General features: G+C 64.3%; 13 protein-coding genes and 1 pseudogene. 12 read left to right on the forward strand and 2 right to left on the reverse strand.

Annotated features, from left to right (window positions below):
• Positions 1-20: 20 nt before the first annotated feature.
• The 3 genes from IVB41_RS03815 to boxB all read left to right on the forward strand — a co-directional run bounded on the left by IVB41_RS03815 (position 21) and on the right by boxB (position 4,148).
• A complete protein-coding gene (locus IVB41_RS03815; protein WP_247426896.1) occupies positions 21-839 on the forward strand; it encodes an alpha/beta fold hydrolase in 819 nt (272 codons plus the stop codon).
• A 73-nt stretch (positions 840-912) separates the two neighbouring features.
• Positions 913-2,601, forward strand: coding sequence for a 2,3-epoxybenzoyl-CoA dihydrolase (gene boxC, locus IVB41_RS03820; RefSeq protein WP_247426899.1), 1,689 nt, complete (start codon positions 913-915; stop codon positions 2,599-2,601).
• 110 nt (positions 2,602-2,711) lie between these two features.
• Complete coding sequence (gene boxB / locus IVB41_RS03825; RefSeq protein ID WP_247428982.1) at positions 2,712-4,148, forward strand: benzoyl-CoA 2,3-epoxidase subunit BoxB; 1,437 nt, start codon at positions 2,712-2,714, stop codon at positions 4,146-4,148.
• Positions 4,149-4,202: 54 nt separating this feature from the next.
• Here the strand turns inward: boxB and IVB41_RS03830 are convergent, their stop codons facing one another.
• Positions 4,203-5,003, reverse strand: a complete 801-nt coding sequence (locus tag IVB41_RS03830; protein WP_247404466.1) for an SDR family oxidoreductase — start codon at positions 5,001-5,003, stop codon at positions 4,203-4,205.
• A gap of 237 nt (positions 5,004-5,240) precedes the next feature.
• A complete protein-coding gene (locus IVB41_RS03835) occupies positions 5,241-6,299 on the reverse strand; it encodes a polysaccharide deacetylase family protein (RefSeq protein ID WP_027565903.1) in 1,059 nt (352 codons plus the stop codon).
• Between the two features lie 164 nt (positions 6,300-6,463).
• On the opposite strand from IVB41_RS03835, the gene IVB41_RS03840 reads away from it, so the two are divergent.
• The 9 genes and pseudogenes from IVB41_RS03840 (at position 6,464) to pstB (ending at position 15,331) form a co-directional block, all read left to right on the forward strand.
• The gene (locus tag IVB41_RS03840; protein WP_247426902.1) at positions 6,464-7,858 is read left to right on the forward strand and encodes an OmpA family protein; all 1,395 of its coding nucleotides are present in this window, start codon (positions 6,464-6,466) and stop codon (positions 7,856-7,858) included.
• Positions 7,859-7,860: 2 nt separating this feature from the next.
• Positions 7,861-8,157 (forward strand): hypothetical protein, encoded by a 297-nt coding sequence (locus tag IVB41_RS03845; RefSeq protein ID WP_247357607.1) that lies wholly within the window; start codon positions 7,861-7,863, stop codon positions 8,155-8,157.
• Positions 8,158-8,237: 80 nt separating this feature from the next.
• Positions 8,238-8,522: pseudogene (locus tag IVB41_RS03850) on the forward strand (haloalkane dehalogenase); the annotation flags it as partial.
• A 508-nt stretch (positions 8,523-9,030) separates the two neighbouring features.
• Entirely contained in the window at positions 9,031-10,086 is a 1,056-nt protein-coding gene (locus tag IVB41_RS03855) for a lysylphosphatidylglycerol synthase domain-containing protein (RefSeq protein ID WP_247426907.1), read from the forward strand.
• A 33-nt stretch (positions 10,087-10,119) separates the two neighbouring features.
• Positions 10,120-11,418, forward strand: a complete 1,299-nt coding sequence (locus tag IVB41_RS03860) for an ATP-binding protein (protein ID WP_247357609.1) — start codon at positions 10,120-10,122, stop codon at positions 11,416-11,418.
• Positions 11,419-11,561: 143 nt separating this feature from the next.
• On the forward strand, positions 11,562-12,575 hold the full coding sequence (gene pstS, locus IVB41_RS03865) for a phosphate ABC transporter substrate-binding protein PstS (RefSeq protein WP_106941486.1): 1,014 nt from the start codon (positions 11,562-11,564) through the stop codon (positions 12,573-12,575).
• A 98-nt stretch (positions 12,576-12,673) separates the two neighbouring features.
• Positions 12,674-13,663: a phosphate ABC transporter permease subunit PstC gene (pstC, locus tag IVB41_RS03870; protein WP_007615692.1), complete on the forward strand. Its 990-nt coding sequence runs from the start codon at positions 12,674-12,676 to the stop codon at positions 13,661-13,663.
• A 4-nt stretch (positions 13,664-13,667) separates the two neighbouring features.
• Positions 13,668-14,513: a phosphate ABC transporter permease PstA gene (gene pstA, locus IVB41_RS03875; protein WP_018456065.1), complete on the forward strand. Its 846-nt coding sequence runs from the start codon at positions 13,668-13,670 to the stop codon at positions 14,511-14,513.
• Positions 14,510-15,331, forward strand: a complete 822-nt coding sequence (gene pstB, locus IVB41_RS03880; protein WP_027565896.1) for a phosphate ABC transporter ATP-binding protein PstB — start codon at positions 14,510-14,512, stop codon at positions 15,329-15,331. The genes pstA and pstB overlap by 4 nt, the downstream gene beginning before the upstream one ends.
• Position 15,332 lies beyond the last annotated feature (1 nt).

The following is a 15,332-nucleotide window of genomic DNA, read 5'->3' on the forward strand; positions in this document are numbered from 1 at the left end:
GGAGAAGGACGGACGAAGAAATGACTCTCACTCCCACCGGCTTCCTCAGCATCGGCAACGCCAGCCTCGAATACAAATGGCTGGCGCCGCAATCCGCGGATGCACCCACCATCGTCATGCTGCACGAAGGCCTCGGCTCCGTCGGGCTCTGGGGTGACTTCCCGGAAAAGCTGCAGCAAGCCACCTCCGCCGGCATCTTCGCCTATTCGCGTGCAGGCTATGGCCAGTCGAGCAAGGTCGCGCTGCCGCGGCCGCTCGACTACATGCAGCGCGAGGCCCTGGACGTGCTGCCGAAGGTGCTCGATGGGATCGGCTTCAGGCGCGGCCTGCTGCTCGGCCATTCCGACGGCGCCTCGATCGCGACGATCTATGCCGGCGCGCATCAGGATCATCGCCTGAACGGCCTCGTGCTGATCGCGCCGCATTTCATCGTCGAGGACATCTCGGTGAAGTCGATTGCGGACATCAAGACTACCTTCGAGACCACCGACCTGAAGTCAAAGCTCGCGCGCTGGCACAGCGACGTCGATAACGCCTTCTACGGCTGGAACGCCGCCTGGCTCGATCCGAAATTCCGCGACTGGGATATCTCGGAATGTCTCGCCTATATCCGCGTTCCTGTCCTGATCCTTCAAGGCGTGGACGACCAATACGGCACGCTGCGTCAGGCCGAGATCGCGCAGCAAGAATGCTATTGCCCGGTCGATTTGAAAGTCATTTCAGGCGCGGCGCATTCTCCCCACCGCGAAGCTCCGGGACAGACGCTTGATGCGATTGAGCAATTTGCAGCAGCGGCCTTACGAGGTGACATGCAACAAAATGCATGTATGGGCCGTTAAGGACTAGACGTGCGCAATAATATGCATTATTGTGCATCTAACGGTAAAACCAAGACGAACTCAAGGGTGGCCCATGGCCGGGGAAGATCGGCGCCTCGCAGGCGGCGCGACATTCATCGATTTCCAGACCGAGCCGTCCCGCTACCGGCACTGGAAGCTCGCGGTCGACGGTGACGTCGCCACCCTGACCATGGACGTCGACGAGAATGGCGGCCTGTTCGAGGGCTATCTGCTCAAGCTCAATTCCTACGATCTCGGCGTCGACATCGAGCTTGCCGACGCGGTCCAGCGCCTGCGCTTCGAGCATCCCGAGGTGAAGGTCGTGGTGATGCGCTCGGCCAAGAACCGCGTGTTCTGCGCCGGCGCCAACATCCGCATGCTCGCGGGCTCGACGCATGCCCACAAGGTCAATTTCTGCAAGTTCACCAACGAGACCCGCAACGGCATGGAAGACTCGTCGGAGAATTCCGGCCAGCGCTTCATCACCGTCGTGAACGGCTCGGCCGCCGGCGGCGGCTATGAGCTCGCGCTCGCCACCGACTACATCATGCTCGCCGATGACGGCGCGTCCGCCGTCGCCTTGCCCGAAGTGCCGCTGCTCGCCGTGCTGCCGGGCACCGGCGGCCTCACGCGTGTGGTCGACAAGCGCAAGGTGCGCCGCGATCACGCCGATTTCTTCTGCACCATCGAAGAAGGCGTGAAGGGCAAGCGCGCCGTGCAATGGCGCCTGGTCGACGAGATCGCGCCGAACAGCAAGCTCGAAGGCAAGGTTGCCGAGCGCGCGAGGGAATTCGCCGACAGCTCGAAGCGCAAGGGCAGCGGCAAGGGCATCGCGCTGACGCCGCTCAAGCGCATCATCGATGAGACCAGCATCCGCTATGGCTTTGTCAGCGTCGACATCGACCGCGCGGCACGCATCGCCACGATCTCGATCAAGGCGCCTGAAGCCGCGCCGCCCGCTGACATCGACGGCATGATGGCGCAGGGTGTCGCGTTCTGGCCGCTCCAGGTCGCGCGCGAACTCGATGACGCCATCCTGCATCTGCGCATCAACGAGCTCGAGATCGCCATGCTGGTGTTCAAGAGCCATGGCGACCGCGCCCATGTGCTCGCTTGCGACGCCTTCCTCGAAGCCAACAAGGCGCACTGGCTGGTCAACGAAATCAGGCATTACTGGAAGCGCGTCTTGAAGCGCATCGACGTCACCTCGCGCACGCTGGTGACGCTGGTCGAGCCCGGCTCCTGCTTCGCCGGCACGCTCGCCGAACTCGTCTTCGCCGCCGACCGCTCCTACATGCTGATCGGCACGCGCCAGGGCGACAACCGCCCGCCGCCGTCGATCGAACTGTCAGCGCTGAATTTTGGCTCTTATCCGATGAGCCATGGCCTGACGCGGCTTCAGTCGCGCTTCCAGGCCGATCCAGCCGATGTGGAACGCGCGGAAGCCACGATGGGCACCGCGTTGGACGCCGAGCAGGCCGAAGAGCTCGGTCTCGTCACCTTCGCGCTCGACGACATCGACTGGGACGACGAGGTCCGCGTATTCCTGGAGGAGCGCGCCAGCTTCTCGCCCGACAGCCTCACCGGCATGGAAGCGAACCTGCGCTTCGTCGGCCCCGAGACGATGGAATCGAAAATCTTCTCGCGCCTCACCGCGTGGCAGAACTGGATCTTCCAGCGCCCCAATGCGGTCGGCGAGGAAGGCGCGCTGCGCCGCTACGGCAGCGGCCAGAAGCCGAAATTCGATATGACGCGAGTCTAGCGAGTGGGGAGTGGCGAAGGGCGAATAGGGATTTCCATTCGCTACTCGCCACTCGCCATTCGCACCCTTTAAACGAGTAAGTCCCCCACGAGAGGTCCTCCATGAACATCATGAACGTCGACTACTCGACCAAGATTCCGAACAACGTCAATCTGGCCGAAGACCGTCAGGTGCTCAAAGCGCTGGAAGGCTGGCATCCCGGCTACATGGACTGGTGGAAAGACATGGGGCCGGAAGGCTTCCAGGAATCGCTGGTGTACTTGCGCACCGCTTATTCGGTCGATCCGCGCGGCTGGGCCAAGTTCGACTACGTGCGGATGCCCGAGTATCGCTGGGGCATTCTCCTTGCTCCCCAGGAAGAGAACCGCGTCGTGCCGTTCGGCGAGCATTTTGGCGAACCGGCCTGGCAGGAAGTCCCGGGTGAATATCGCGCCATGCTGCGCCGTCTGATCGTGATCCAGGGCGACACCGAGCCTGCCTCCGTGGAGCAGCAGCGCCACCTCGGCAAGACCGCGCCCTCGCTATACGACATGCGCAACCTGTTCCAGGTCAATGTCGAGGAAGGCCGTCACCTCTGGGCGATGGTGTACCTGCTGCAAAAGTACTTTGGCCGCGACGGACGTGAAGAGGCTGACGATTTGTTGCGCCGCCGCTCGGGTGACGCTGATTCGCCACGCATGCTGGGCGCCTTCAACGAGGCGACGCCGGACTGGCTGTCCTTCTTCATGTTCACCTATTTCACCGACCGCGACGGCAAGATGCAGCTGCACTCGCTGGCGCAGTCCGGCTTCGATCCGTTGTCGCGCACCTGCCGCTTCATGCTGACGGAAGAAGCGCACCACATGTTCGTCGGCGAGACCGGCATCACCCGTGTCGTGCAGCGCACCTGCGACGCGATGCGGGAAGCCGGCATCACCGATCCCACCGACATCGCGAAGGTCCGCGCGCTTGGTGTGATCGACCTGCCGACCATCCAGAAGAAGCTGAACCTGCACTATACGCTGTCGCTCGATCTGTTTGGCTCGGAAGTCTCGACCAACGCGGCGAACGCCTTCAACACCGGCATCAAGGGCCGCTATCACGAGACCCAGATCGACGACGATCATCAGCTCAAGAACGCGACCTATCCGGTGCTAAAGTTCATCGATGGCGAGATCAAGCTGGTGGACGAGCCGGCGCTGACCGCGCTCAACATGCGCCTGCGCGACGATTACAGCCAGGATTGCGTCAAGGGCATGCTGCGCTGGAACAAGGTGATCTCGACCGCGGGCTACCAATTCCAGCTCAAGCTGCCCAACGTCGCCTTCCATCGCCATATCGGCGAGTTCAAGAGCATCCACGCGACGCCGGATGGTCTCCTGATCGACGACGCCACCTGGACGAAGCGCAAGGATGAATGGCTGCCCTCGACCGCCGACGGCGACTTCATCACCTCGCTGATGCAGCCCGTCACCGAGACCGGCCAGTTCGCCTCCTGGATCTCGCCGCCGAAAGTCGGCATCGACAACAAGCCCGGCGATTTCGAGTATGTGAGGATCGAGTCGTAGGCCGGGACGACCCCTGGCCCGTGAGGTGAGGGCGTCGTGCTGACGCGCCCCCGCCTACCCCGCGATCTCCAGGCCCGCGTTCGCGTACACCACGCCGCCATCCACCGCGATGGTGTTGCCGACCACGTAGTCACCCGCGCGCGAGGCGAGATAGATCGCCACGCCGGCCATGTCCTCGTCGGTTCCGATCCGCCGCGCCGGAATGCGCTTGGCGACCTCGTCCGAATGGTCGCGCGCAGCCCGGTTCATGTCGGACTTGAACGCGCCGGGCGCGATCGCGGTGACGTTGATGTTGTCCTTGATCAGTTTCGTCGCCATGCGCCGCGTCAAATGGATCACCGCGGCCTTGCTCGCGGCATAGGAGTAGGTCTCGCCGGGATTGACGAAGATGCCGTCGACCGAGGCAATGTTGATGACCTTGGCGGGCCGCTCATGCGAAGCCGCCGCGCGCAGCGGCTTGGCCAGCGCCTTGGTCAGGAAGAACAGCGACTTGACGTTGAGGTCCATCACCTTGTCCCAGCCGCTTTCGGGGAATTCATCGAACTCCGCGCCCCAGGCAGCCCCGGCATTGTTGACGAGGATGTCGAGCTTCGGCTCCAGCTTGATGATTTCGCCAGCGAGCCTGTCGCAGCCGTCGACGGTCGAGATGTCGATCGGCAGTGCGATGCATTCTCCGTCATACTGTGCGGAGAGCTCGTTCGCGGTCGCCTCGCAAGGCCCGGCCTTGCGCGCGGTGATGTAGACCTTCGCGGCCCCTGCGCTGAGAAATCCCGCCGCGATCATCTTGCCGATGCCGCGCGAACCGCCAGTCACCAGCGCGACGCGGCCTTTGAGCGAGAACAGATCGTTGAACATGGTGCCTCCCTTGGTTTGCGCCGGTTGTGAGCGGGGTGGGGAGGGGAGTCAAGGAAGGCGAGCGTGTGGTTGGTGCAGCCATTCGACCGACTCAGTGTCGTCCCGGCGAAGGCCGGGACCCATAACCACAGAGAGACGTTTGGCGGAAGCCGGTCGGTCGGGATTGATACCGATCGCAATCGAAAAATCACGCGGTATGGGTCCCGGCCTTCGCCGGGACGACAGGGGAGAGCGCGGCTACGCCGCCGCGATCCTGCGGAAGCCGTTCCACATCGCGGTGGCGGCGCCCGAGGTCAGCACCGGCAGAATCCGCGTGTCCTGGTAATTGCCGTTGAGCGAGACCCGTGGCAGCGCGGTCATGTGGCCGGCGTTTTCGGCGAACAGCATGCCGGGTCGCGTCGTCACCGCGGTCTTGAAACCGGCGGATGCAGCGAGCACGAATTCACGCTCGCCCGCCGCCTCGCGATCGCCATAGGGATAGGCAAGATGCTGGACATTGCGGCCGAGCGCCTGCTCGATCCGGGCGCGGCTCACGGCCATCTCCTGCGTGGCGATCGCTTCGCTTTGCTTGGCGAGATTGCAATGGCTGACAGAATGCGCGCCGATCGTGACCAGGGGATCGGCGGCAAATGTCTTCACCTCGTCCCAGGACAGGCAGAGGCTGCGGCACAGCGCGGCCATGTCGACACCGTACTTCGTGCAGAGCGCCTCGATCTCGCGCTTGAGATCGTGCTCGCCGGGCAATGCGCGCAACCAGTCGTGCAGACGGTCGAACGCCGCCTGCTTGGCGGCTGGCGTCGTCGCATCGAGCCGCAGCGCGGCATTGCCGATCGTCACCTCGATCTGCTCGGCCTTGGCGATCACGGCCTCCAGCGCCTCCCACCACAGCCGACCCGTGCCCTCCGCGAAGTCGCTGGCGACATAGACCGCCAGAGGCGCGTCAAATTCGCGCAGAACCGGCAGCGCAAAATCGAGATTGTCGCGATAGCCATCGTCGAGCGTGAAGGCGGCGAAGCGGCGGTCGAACCGGCGCCGCACCAGCCGCTCATGCAGCTCGTCCATGCTGACGATGTCGATCTCACGCGAGCGCAGATGGCACAGTGTCGCGCGCAGGAATTCGGGGGTGACTTCGAGATGCCGGTTCGGCTGAAACGCCGCGGCGCGGGCCGGCCGCACGTGATGCAGCATGAAAATGGCGCCGACGCCCGACAAAAGCGGGCGCAACAGGTGGTGGGCGCCGCTGAAATAGAGTGCTTCCAGCCCGGCGCGGATGACGTTGTTACGAAGTTGTTTCATGACCCGCTGGCGGACTTTGGCATTCCGCCTTCAACTTACGGAAGAACCCTTGAAGAAAAAGTTATTCCAATTGTCCACGCCCGGCCTTCGGAAGGGCGTCATTTCCGGTTTGACAGCCTGCCAAGGGTTTGTTTTGTCTCCGGTTCCAGAGTTCGGGTCGTCGAATGCAGAAGCTTTTCAGGTGGGCCAGCAAATGGTGGCCGGGGCTCATCCCCCTGGCCGTCATGTGGGGATTTGCGGCCTGGAATAACACTTTGCCGGTCGAGGCGGACCTTTCCGCCCGCAGTTCGGCGGCGCTAAAGGATACCGTTCTGGACAAGACCCGGATCGCGGTGGACGGCCGCGACGTCAGCCTGGCTGCGGAGGCCTTTTCCGAGGAAGGTCGCCGCGACGCTGTTGTGGCGGTCGAGACCGTGCCCGGCGTGCGCCTGGTCGACGACCGGACCCGCCTCGTTCCCGAGGCAAAGCCCTTCGTCTGGAACGCCGAACGCGATGTGGTGCGGGTGACGCTGTCAGGCTCCGCGCCCCTGCCGTCGATGAAGGGCCGCCTGACCGAGGCGGCCCGCAAGGAGGTCGCCGGTACCGAGGTGGCCGATCAGATGGGTTTGGCCCGCGGCGCACCGCCGCGGTTCGAGGCGGCTGCGATGCTGCTGCTCGACCAGATAGGCAAGCTCAAGGACGGCAAGATCACAATCACAGACACCAAAGTCACGCTGTCGGGCATGGCGCGCGATCTCGGCGGCCGCGAAGCCGTCGCAGCGGCGCTGAAAAACCTGCCCGAGGGCTTTTCGATCGCCGCCAACGACGTCAAGGCGCCGCCTTACGTCTTCCAGGCCTACAAGGATCCGGTGGCCGCGACGGTGACGCTGACCGGCTATGTTCCCGACAACAATGTCCACGCCGCCATCGCCACCAGCGCGTCGCGGAAATTCTTCAACGAAAAGGTCGTCGACAATCTCAAGGCCAGCGTCGGCGCGCCCGGCTCGTTCAGCCCCGCCGTGGTCGCAGCGCTCGGCGCGCTGTCGCGACTGTCGACCGGCACGCTCGTCGTGTCCGACCGCGAGGTGAAGCTGTCGGGCGATGCGCTCTATGAAGGTGCCGCCAATGACATCCGCGCAGGCCTTGGCAAGGACTTTCCGAAAAACTGGCAATACAAGCCGGAAATCACGGTGAAACCCGCAGCCGGTCCGGTCGACGGCACCGTGTGCCAGCAATTGTTCTCGGAGCTTTTGGCCAAGGCCAAGATTCGCTTCGGGGCGAAGCGCGCCGACATTGATCCGGATTCCGCCGGCATTCTCGATCACCTGATCGAGACGGCATTGCGATGCCCCACCACCAATATCGAGGTCGCCGGGCATACCGATGCCGACGGCGAGGATTCGTTCAACCAGGCACTCTCGGAGAAGCGCGCGCAGGCGGTGATCGACTATCTGGTCAAGGCCGGCCTGCCTGCCAGCCGCTTCACCGCGGTCGGCTACGGCAGCACGCAGCCCGTCGCCGGCAACGACAGCGAAGACGCCAAGGCGCAGAACCGCCGCATCGAATTTCTGGTGAGGTGACGATGCCCTATCTCGTCTCGTTCCATCTGGGCTGGCTGATCGGCTCGCTGCTGCTCGGCTTCTGCATGGGCTGGATCTCGGTGGTCCAACGCGGCAACGGCACCTCGAAGGTGACCGCGCGCTGGCTCGCCGTGCTTGTTGCCGGCCTGGTCGCGGCCTCGCTCGCGCATGTGGTCCCCGGCCGCTTCGGCTACTGGCTCGACCTCGGCCTGACCATGTTCGCCTGCTACCTCGTCGGCGCCGCCATCGGCGCCTGGCTGCGCGACCGGGTGGTCGCGCGCAGCATGCCGCCGGCCTGAGTTCGAATCCGCTGGGCCTCAAACTCCGATAACTCATCGCTCGGCAGGTGAAACGCGAAGAGGCGTCGTGGGCGCTTGACATGCCGATCGCAGGCGAGCCCGCTGACGTTTATCAGGTGCTCCAGTCCGCGCATGCAGTGCTGGCCTCGTCGTCCTATCCAAAGCTCCTGTTCACCGGTGAGCCCGGAGCTCTGGTCGCACCGGAATTTGCCGAACGGTTTGCAGCCTCCCTGAAGCACCGCGCGCTGGTTCGTCTCGGCGCCGGCCTGCATTTCCTCCAGGAGGATCACCCCGAGGCGATCGGGCGCTCCGTCGTCGGCTGGATCGCGGGCATCGAGGCGGTGCGCCCGCAGCTTGCGGCCTGAGCAGAACGCTACCTCCGAACGACGTGCTCATCGCGGCCGCTGGCGGGCGGCCGCAATGACGTCTGTGATGTCGCAGTGCAACCGGATGATCGAGTGCGAGCCGTCGGCCACGTAATCGTGCGCGCCGCGGCGGCCGCGCGCGGCGCGACCCTCTTTCAACAGCGGAATCCCGCCCATAGATTGATTTCGACTTAAGCCGTGACGGAACATTGTACGGCCGAAATCATCAAAACTTCATGGCGTCTGCGCAGGATTGCCATGGAGATTCGCGTCAGGCTTGCCGCCGAAAGCGCCAAACCGTGCATCAGGAGCCCGCAACCTGCCTAAAACCTTGAAGCCACGACTTTTTGTTCGAATTGTCGAATTCCACTCCGCCCCAAAACGCGCTAGTGGAGGGGCAGGGGGCATGCGCGATGCCGGAGCCGCCGGCGAGGATTCGTCGGGTGCCTGCGTGTCGTCCGCCTGTTCGCCGGCCACCCTGGCCGCTGAAGCGTTGTTCGAGGTTTAGATGCTGGAAGCCATACGCAGGGCGATGTCGTTTCTGCGCCAGAAGCAAATCCTGCATAAGCTTGGAGTTGTGATCAGCGTCGCGGTCATCGGCATCGCTTGCTATGTGCTCTACCACATGCTGCGCGGCATCGATGTCAACGAAGTCCTCGAAGCGATCAAGAGCACCGAGCCGAGCCAGATTGGGATGGCGGCGCTGTTCGTCGCCGCGGGCTATTTCACGCTGACCTTCTACGACCTGTTCGCCGTGCGCGCGATCGGCCACCCCCACGTGCCCTATCGGATCAACGCGCTCGCCGCCTTCACCAGCTATTCGATCGGCCACAATGTCGGCGCCAGCGTCTTCACCGGCGGCGCGGTGCGCTACCGTATCTATTCCGCCTACGGCCTGAACGCGATCGACGTCGCAAAAATCTGTTTCCTCGCCGGCCTGACCTTCTGGCTCGGTAATGCCGCGGTGCTGGGCCTCGGCATCTCCTATCATCCGGAGGCCGCGGCCTCGATCGACATGCTTCCGCCCTGGCTCAACCGGATGCTGGCGATGATGATCATCGTCGGACTGGTGGCTTACGTGGTCTGGGTCTGGACCCAGCCGCGGATGGTCGGCCGCGGGCCCTGGACCGTGATGCTGCCGGGCGGCCCGCTGACCCTGCTCCAGATCGCGATCGGCATCATCGATCTCGGCTTCTGCGCGCTCGCGATGTACGTGCTGGTCCCGGACGAGCCCAATCTCGGCTTCGTGGTGGTCGCGGTGATCTTCGTCTCGGCCACGCTGCTCGGCTTTGCCAGCCATTCGCCCGGAGGCCTTGGTGTGTTCGACGCGGCGATGCTGGTCGGGCTCTGGCAGATGGACCGGGAGGAGCTGCTGGGTGGGATGCTGCTGTTCCGCGTCCTCTATTATCTGTCCCCTTTCGTCATTTCTGTAATCTTGCTGACGTTTCGCGAAGTTATCATCGGCGCGCGATCGAAACGCCTGCAGCAGGCGGCGCTCAAGCTCGACCCCGGCCCCGCACCTGAAGCCGCTTACGTGAGAAAGCGCAGCGACAGCGGCGCCTGACCGGCGCAAAGTCCTTTGGAGAAGCCCGCCCCGATGGCGATCGACGCCCCATCTTCTCCCTCCTCCCAGCCCTGGTCCGACCGGCTGCGGCACTCGACCGTCATCCTGATCGCCGCGGCGCTGGCACTGTCGGTGGTGGTCTCGCTGGGCGAATTGTCGGCACTGCATGCGATTGCGGTGTTCGTCTGCATCGCGGCCGCCGCGCTGATCCCGTGGCGCCTGCACGATACCGCCGCCTCGCGCGAAGAGACCCGCCGCGTCAACCCGGTTGAGAGCGCGGCAGTCGCCGCGGTGGTCGCCGGCATGCCAGATCCCGCGGTGCTGCTCGATCGCGCCGGCCGCGTCATCCATCTCAACGCTGCGGCCGCCCAGCTCGCGCCGGCGCTGCGCCGGAATGAGCTCGCCCAGTTCGCGCTGCGCTCGCCCGAGATCATCACGGCCCTGCGCGAGTCGATCGCGACCACCGAGCCGCGGCGCGCGACCTATCTCGACCATGTCCCGGTCGATCGCTGGATGGAGCTGACCATCACGCCGGTGCCGGTGCCGACCACCTTCGGCGGCGCCGACAAATGCATGCTGATGACCTTCCACGACCAGACGCCGCTGCGCCGGGTCGAGGAGATGCGGGCCGATTTCGTCGCCAATGCCAGTCACGAGTTGCGTACCCCGCTGGCCGCGCTGTCCGGCTTCATCGACACGCTCCAGGGCCAGGCCAAGGACGATCCCAAGGCGCGCGAGCGCTTCCTCGGCATCATGCACAACCAGGCCACCCGGATGGCGCGTCTGATCGACGATCTGCTGTCGCTGTCGCGGGTGGAGCTGTCGGCCCATGTGCGGCCCGACACCCTGGTCGACCTGCTGCCGATCATCTTGCAGGTCGCCGACGGGCTCGAGCCGCTGGCCCGGGAACGCCAGGTCGAGGTCGAGACCCAGCTGCCTGAGACCCCGGTGCTGATCGCGGGCGACCGTGAGGAGCTGCTCCGCCTGTTCGAGAATTTGATCGAGAACGCGCTCAAATACGGCGCCTCGGGCGGTCGTGTCATCGTGTCGCTGACGTCCAGTTCCGCCCCCGATGGAACTCAGGAAATCCGGGTCTTGGTCCGGGATTTCGGCCCCGGCATCGCGCCGGAACATTTGCCGCGGCTGACGGAGCGGTTCTACCGGGTCGATGTCGGCGACAGCCGCTCGCAGGGCGGCACCGGCCTCGGATTATCGCTGGTGAAACATATTCTTAACCGCCATCGCGGCCGGCTTTTGATCGAAAGCGTGCCCAAGCAGGGCGCCACTTTCGCTGCCTGTTTCCCCCAGGGCAAGCCTGCGGCTCTGAGCTAAATTCCAGCGATTTCAGCTGCTTAACACTGTCATCCGACTGTCACCAAACCTTCGTAAAAGCTCAGCTGTCCGCTCCTAAAGGGGCGGCACGGGGAGCGCGATCGGGCGCGGATGGCGCTTCGCTCCCCTGTATGGAGACCAGCATGAATTTCCTCAAAACACTCGTCGCTGCTGGCATGGTCGCCGCATCGACGACAGCGGCCTTTGCTGCCGACATCACGGGAGCCGGTGCGACGTTCCCGTTCCCGATCTATTCCAAATGGGCCGACGCCTACAAGAAAGAGACCGGCAACGGCCTGAACTACCAGTCGATCGGCTCCGGGGGCGGCATCAAGCAGATCCAGGCCAAGACCGTGACGTTCGGCGCCAGCGACGCGCCGCTCAAGGCCGAGCAGCTCGAGAAGGACGGCCTCGTCCAGTGGCCGATGGTGATGGGTGCCATTGTTCCCGTCGTCAACATCGAGGGCGTGAAGCCCGGTGAGATGGTGTTCGACGGCGAGACGCTGGCCAGCATCTATCTCGGCAAGATCACCAAATGGGACGACGCCGCGATCAAGAAGCTGAACCCGAACGTGAAGCTGCCCTCGGAAGCCATCACCGTGGTCCGCCGTTCGGACGGTTCGGGCACCACCTTCAACTTCACCAACTACCTCGCCAAGGCCAGCGCGGACTGGAAGAGCAAGGTCGGTGAAGGTACCGCCGTCGAGTGGCCGGTCGGCGTCGGCGCCAAGGGCAACGAAGGCGTGTCGGGCAACATCAGCCAGACCAAGAACTCGATCGGTTACGTCGAGTACGCCTATGCCAAGCAGAACAAGCTGACCTACACCGGTCTCGTCAACAAGGCCGGCAAGCCGGTGCAGCCCACCGTCGAAGCGTTCCAGGCGGCCGCCGCCAACGCCGACTGGGCCAAGGCTCCCGGCTACTACGTCATCCTGACCGACCAGCCCGGCGAGAAGTCGTGGCCGATCACGGCGGCGACCTTCATCCTCATGCACAAGGACGCCACCGACAAGGCGGCCTCGCAGGAAGCCATCAAGTTCTTCCGCTGGGCCTTCAAGAGCGGCGGCAAGGCGGCTGAAGAGCTCGACTACATCCCGATGCCGGACCCGGTCGTTCAGCTGATCGAGAAGACCTGGGCTGCCGACATCAAGAGCTAGGCTCGCGACGCTCGTGCCCCGGATGCGCTGCGCCGCATCCGGGGCACGGACCAACAAAAAACGTATACTATTTGGTACAGGGGATCGGCGTGGCAGAGATGGCCGTTCAGAGCGATGTAATCGACGACGCCGGACCGTATGATCGCGCCAAGGCCTTGAGCGCGTTCAAGCTCGGCGACGTCACCTTCTACTGGATCACGCGGCTCTCCGCGATCTCGGTGCTTCTGATCCTCGGCGGCATCATCATTTCGCTGATCGTCGGCGCCTTCCCGGCGATGAAGGAATTCGGGGTCTCGTTCCTGTGGACGCAGCGCTGGGCGCCGTCCGCCGATCCGCCCGTGCTCGGCGCGCTCGGGCCGATGTACGGCACGCTCGTCACCTCCTTCATCGCGATGCTGATCGCCATTCCCGTGGGTCTCGGCATTGCGATCTTCCTTACCGAGCTCTGCCCGCAATGGCTGCGCCGCCCGATCGGCATGGCGATCGAGCTGCTCGCCGGCATCCCCTCGATCATCTACGGCATGTGGGGCTTCTTCGTGCTCGGCCCGTTCCTCGCCAACACGTTCCAGCCCTTCATGATCAAGATCTTCGATGGCGTGCCCGTGCTGGGCGCGATCTTCGCAGGTCCCCCGTCCTATCTCAGCCTGTTCAATGCCGCGCTGATCCTCGCCATCATGGTGCTGCCCTTCATCACCTCGATTTCGGTCGACGTGTTCAAGACAGTGCCTCCGGTGCTGAAGGAAGCCGCCTACGGCGTCGGCTGCACCACCTGGGAAGTCGTCCGCAGCGTGGTGATCCCCTACACCCGCGTCGGCGTCATCGGCGGCGTCATGCTGGCGCTGGGCCGCGCGCTCGGCGAGACCATGGCGGTGACCTTCATCATCGGCAACTCGTTCCGGATCTCGTCGTCGATCTTCGCCCCCGGCACCACGATCTCGGCGGCGATCGCATCCGAGTTCGCCGAGAGCGACGGCCTGCACCAGTCCGGCCTGATCCTGCTCGGCCTCCTGCTGTTCGTGCTGACCTTCTTCGTGCTCGCGGCGGCGCGGCTGATGCTGATGCGGCTGGAAAAGAAGGCGGGGAACTGACGCCATGAATCCGATCTATTCACGCCGCCGCCGCAAGGACATCGTCGTCCGCGGGCTCTGCATCGCCGCAACCGCCTTCGGTGTCACCTGGCTCGCGCTGATCCTGATTACGCTGCTCTACAACGGACTGGCCGGACTCAATGTCCAGCTGTTCACCGAGAACACGCCGCCACCGGGATCGAACGAAGGCGGCCTGCTCAACGCCATCGTCGGCTCGCTGATCATGACCGTGATCGGCGTCGGCATCGGCGCGCCGCTCGGCATGTTCGCCGGCACCTATCTCGCCGAATACGGCCGCAACGACCGGCTGACCTCGGTGATCCGCTTCATCAACGACATCCTGCTCTCGGCACCCTCGATCATCATCGGCCTGTTCATCTACGGCGCGGTGGTGGTGCCGATGCGCGGCTTCTCCGCGATCGCAGGCTCGCTCGCGCTCGCGGTCATCGTGATCCCGGTGGTGCTGCGCACGACCGAGGACATGCTGCTGCTGGTGCCGAACGCGTTGCGCGAGGCGGCCTCGGCGCTCGGCCTGCCGCGTTCGCTGGTGATCAAGCGGATCGCTTATCGCGCTGCCCGTTCGGGTCTCATCACGGGCGTGCTGCTCGCGACCGCCCGCGTCGCCGGTGAAACCGCGCCGCTGCTGTTCACCGCGCTGTCGAACCAGTTCTTCAGCCTCGGCCTAAACAAAACGATGGCGAACCTGCCGGTGACCATCAACAACTTCGTGCAGAGCCCCTATGCCTATTGGAAGCAGCTGGCCTGGAGCGGCGCGCTGCTCATCACCCTGACCGTTCTTGCCCTTAATATTTTCGCGCGCATCCTTGGCGCCGAGAGGACCGCAAAATGAGTGATCTTTCCGTATCGATGAGCGCGTCAGGTGGACTGCCGCACGCGGCAGTGCTGCCGGAGGCGCCCCCCAAGGTGACCGTGCGCAACCTGAACTTCTATTACGGCGAGCACCATGCGCTGAAGAACATCAACCTGACGCTCGGCGCCAACCGTGTCACGGCGTTCATCGGTCCGTCAGGCTGCGGCAAGTCGACCCTGCTGCGCATCTTCAACCGGATGTACGACCTCTATCCCGGTCAGCGCGCCACCGGTCAGCTCATGCTCGACCAGACCAACATCCTCGACGGCAAGCTGGACCTCAATCTGCTGCGCGCCCGCGTCGGCATGGTATTCCAGAAGCCCACGCCGTTCCCGATGACGATCTACGAGAACATCGCGTTCGGCATCCGTCTCTATGAGAAGATCTCGAAGTCCGAGATGGACGGCCGCGTCGAGAAGGCGCTGCGCGGCGGCGCGCTGTGGAACGAGGTCAAGGACAAGCTCAACGCCTCCGGCCTGTCGCTCTCCGGCGGCCAGCAGCAGCGTCTCTGCATCGCCCGCACCGTCGCGGTGCGGCCCGAGGTGATCCTGTTCGACGAACCCTGTTCGGCGCTCGACCCGATCTCGACCGCCAAGGTCGAGGAGCTGATCCAGGAGCTGTCCGAGGATTACACGATCGCGATCGTCACCCACAACATGCAGCAGGCGGCGCGCGTCTCCGACAAGACCGCCTTCATGTATCTCGGCGAGTTGATCGAGTTCGACGACACCAGCAAGATCTTCACGTCGCCGTCCGACCGGCGCACGCAGGATTACATCACCGGCCGGTTCGGCTAGG

Source organism: Bradyrhizobium sp. 44 (assembly GCF_023073095.1).
Classification (GTDB): Bacteria; Pseudomonadota; Alphaproteobacteria; order Rhizobiales; family Xanthobacteraceae; genus Bradyrhizobium.

Excerpts from the sequence above, each read along its gene's own strand:
- IVB41_RS03860 (WP_247357609.1), top strand. The coding sequence starts at position 10,120 with ATGGCGATCGACGCCCCATCTTCTCCCTCCTCCCAGCCCTGGTCCGAC.
- IVB41_RS03840 (WP_247426902.1), top strand. The coding sequence starts at position 6,464 with ATGCAGAAGCTTTTCAGGTGGGCCAGCAAATGGTGGCCGGGGCTCATC.
- IVB41_RS03835 (WP_027565903.1), bottom strand. The coding sequence starts at position 6,299 with ATGAAACAACTTCGTAACAACGTCATCCGCGCCGGGCTGGAAGCACTC.
- pstC (WP_007615692.1), top strand. The coding sequence starts at position 12,674 with ATGGCCGTTCAGAGCGATGTAATCGACGACGCCGGACCGTATGATCGC.
- pstA (WP_018456065.1), top strand. The coding sequence starts at position 13,668 with ATGAATCCGATCTATTCACGCCGCCGCCGCAAGGACATCGTCGTCCGC.
- IVB41_RS03815 (WP_247426896.1), top strand. The coding sequence starts at position 21 with ATGACTCTCACTCCCACCGGCTTCCTCAGCATCGGCAACGCCAGCCTC.
- pstB (WP_027565896.1), top strand. The coding sequence starts at position 14,510 with ATGAGTGATCTTTCCGTATCGATGAGCGCGTCAGGTGGACTGCCGCAC.
- boxC (WP_247426899.1), top strand. The coding sequence starts at position 913 with ATGGCCGGGGAAGATCGGCGCCTCGCAGGCGGCGCGACATTCATCGAT.
- IVB41_RS03830 (WP_247404466.1), bottom strand. The coding sequence starts at position 5,003 with ATGTTCAACGATCTGTTCTCGCTCAAAGGCCGCGTCGCGCTGGTGACT.
- IVB41_RS03845 (WP_247357607.1), top strand. The coding sequence starts at position 7,861 with ATGCCCTATCTCGTCTCGTTCCATCTGGGCTGGCTGATCGGCTCGCTG.
- IVB41_RS03855 (WP_247426907.1), top strand. The coding sequence starts at position 9,031 with ATGCTGGAAGCCATACGCAGGGCGATGTCGTTTCTGCGCCAGAAGCAA.
- boxB (WP_247428982.1), top strand. The coding sequence starts at position 2,712 with ATGAACGTCGACTACTCGACCAAGATTCCGAACAACGTCAATCTGGCC.
- pstS (WP_106941486.1), top strand. The coding sequence starts at position 11,562 with ATGAATTTCCTCAAAACACTCGTCGCTGCTGGCATGGTCGCCGCATCG.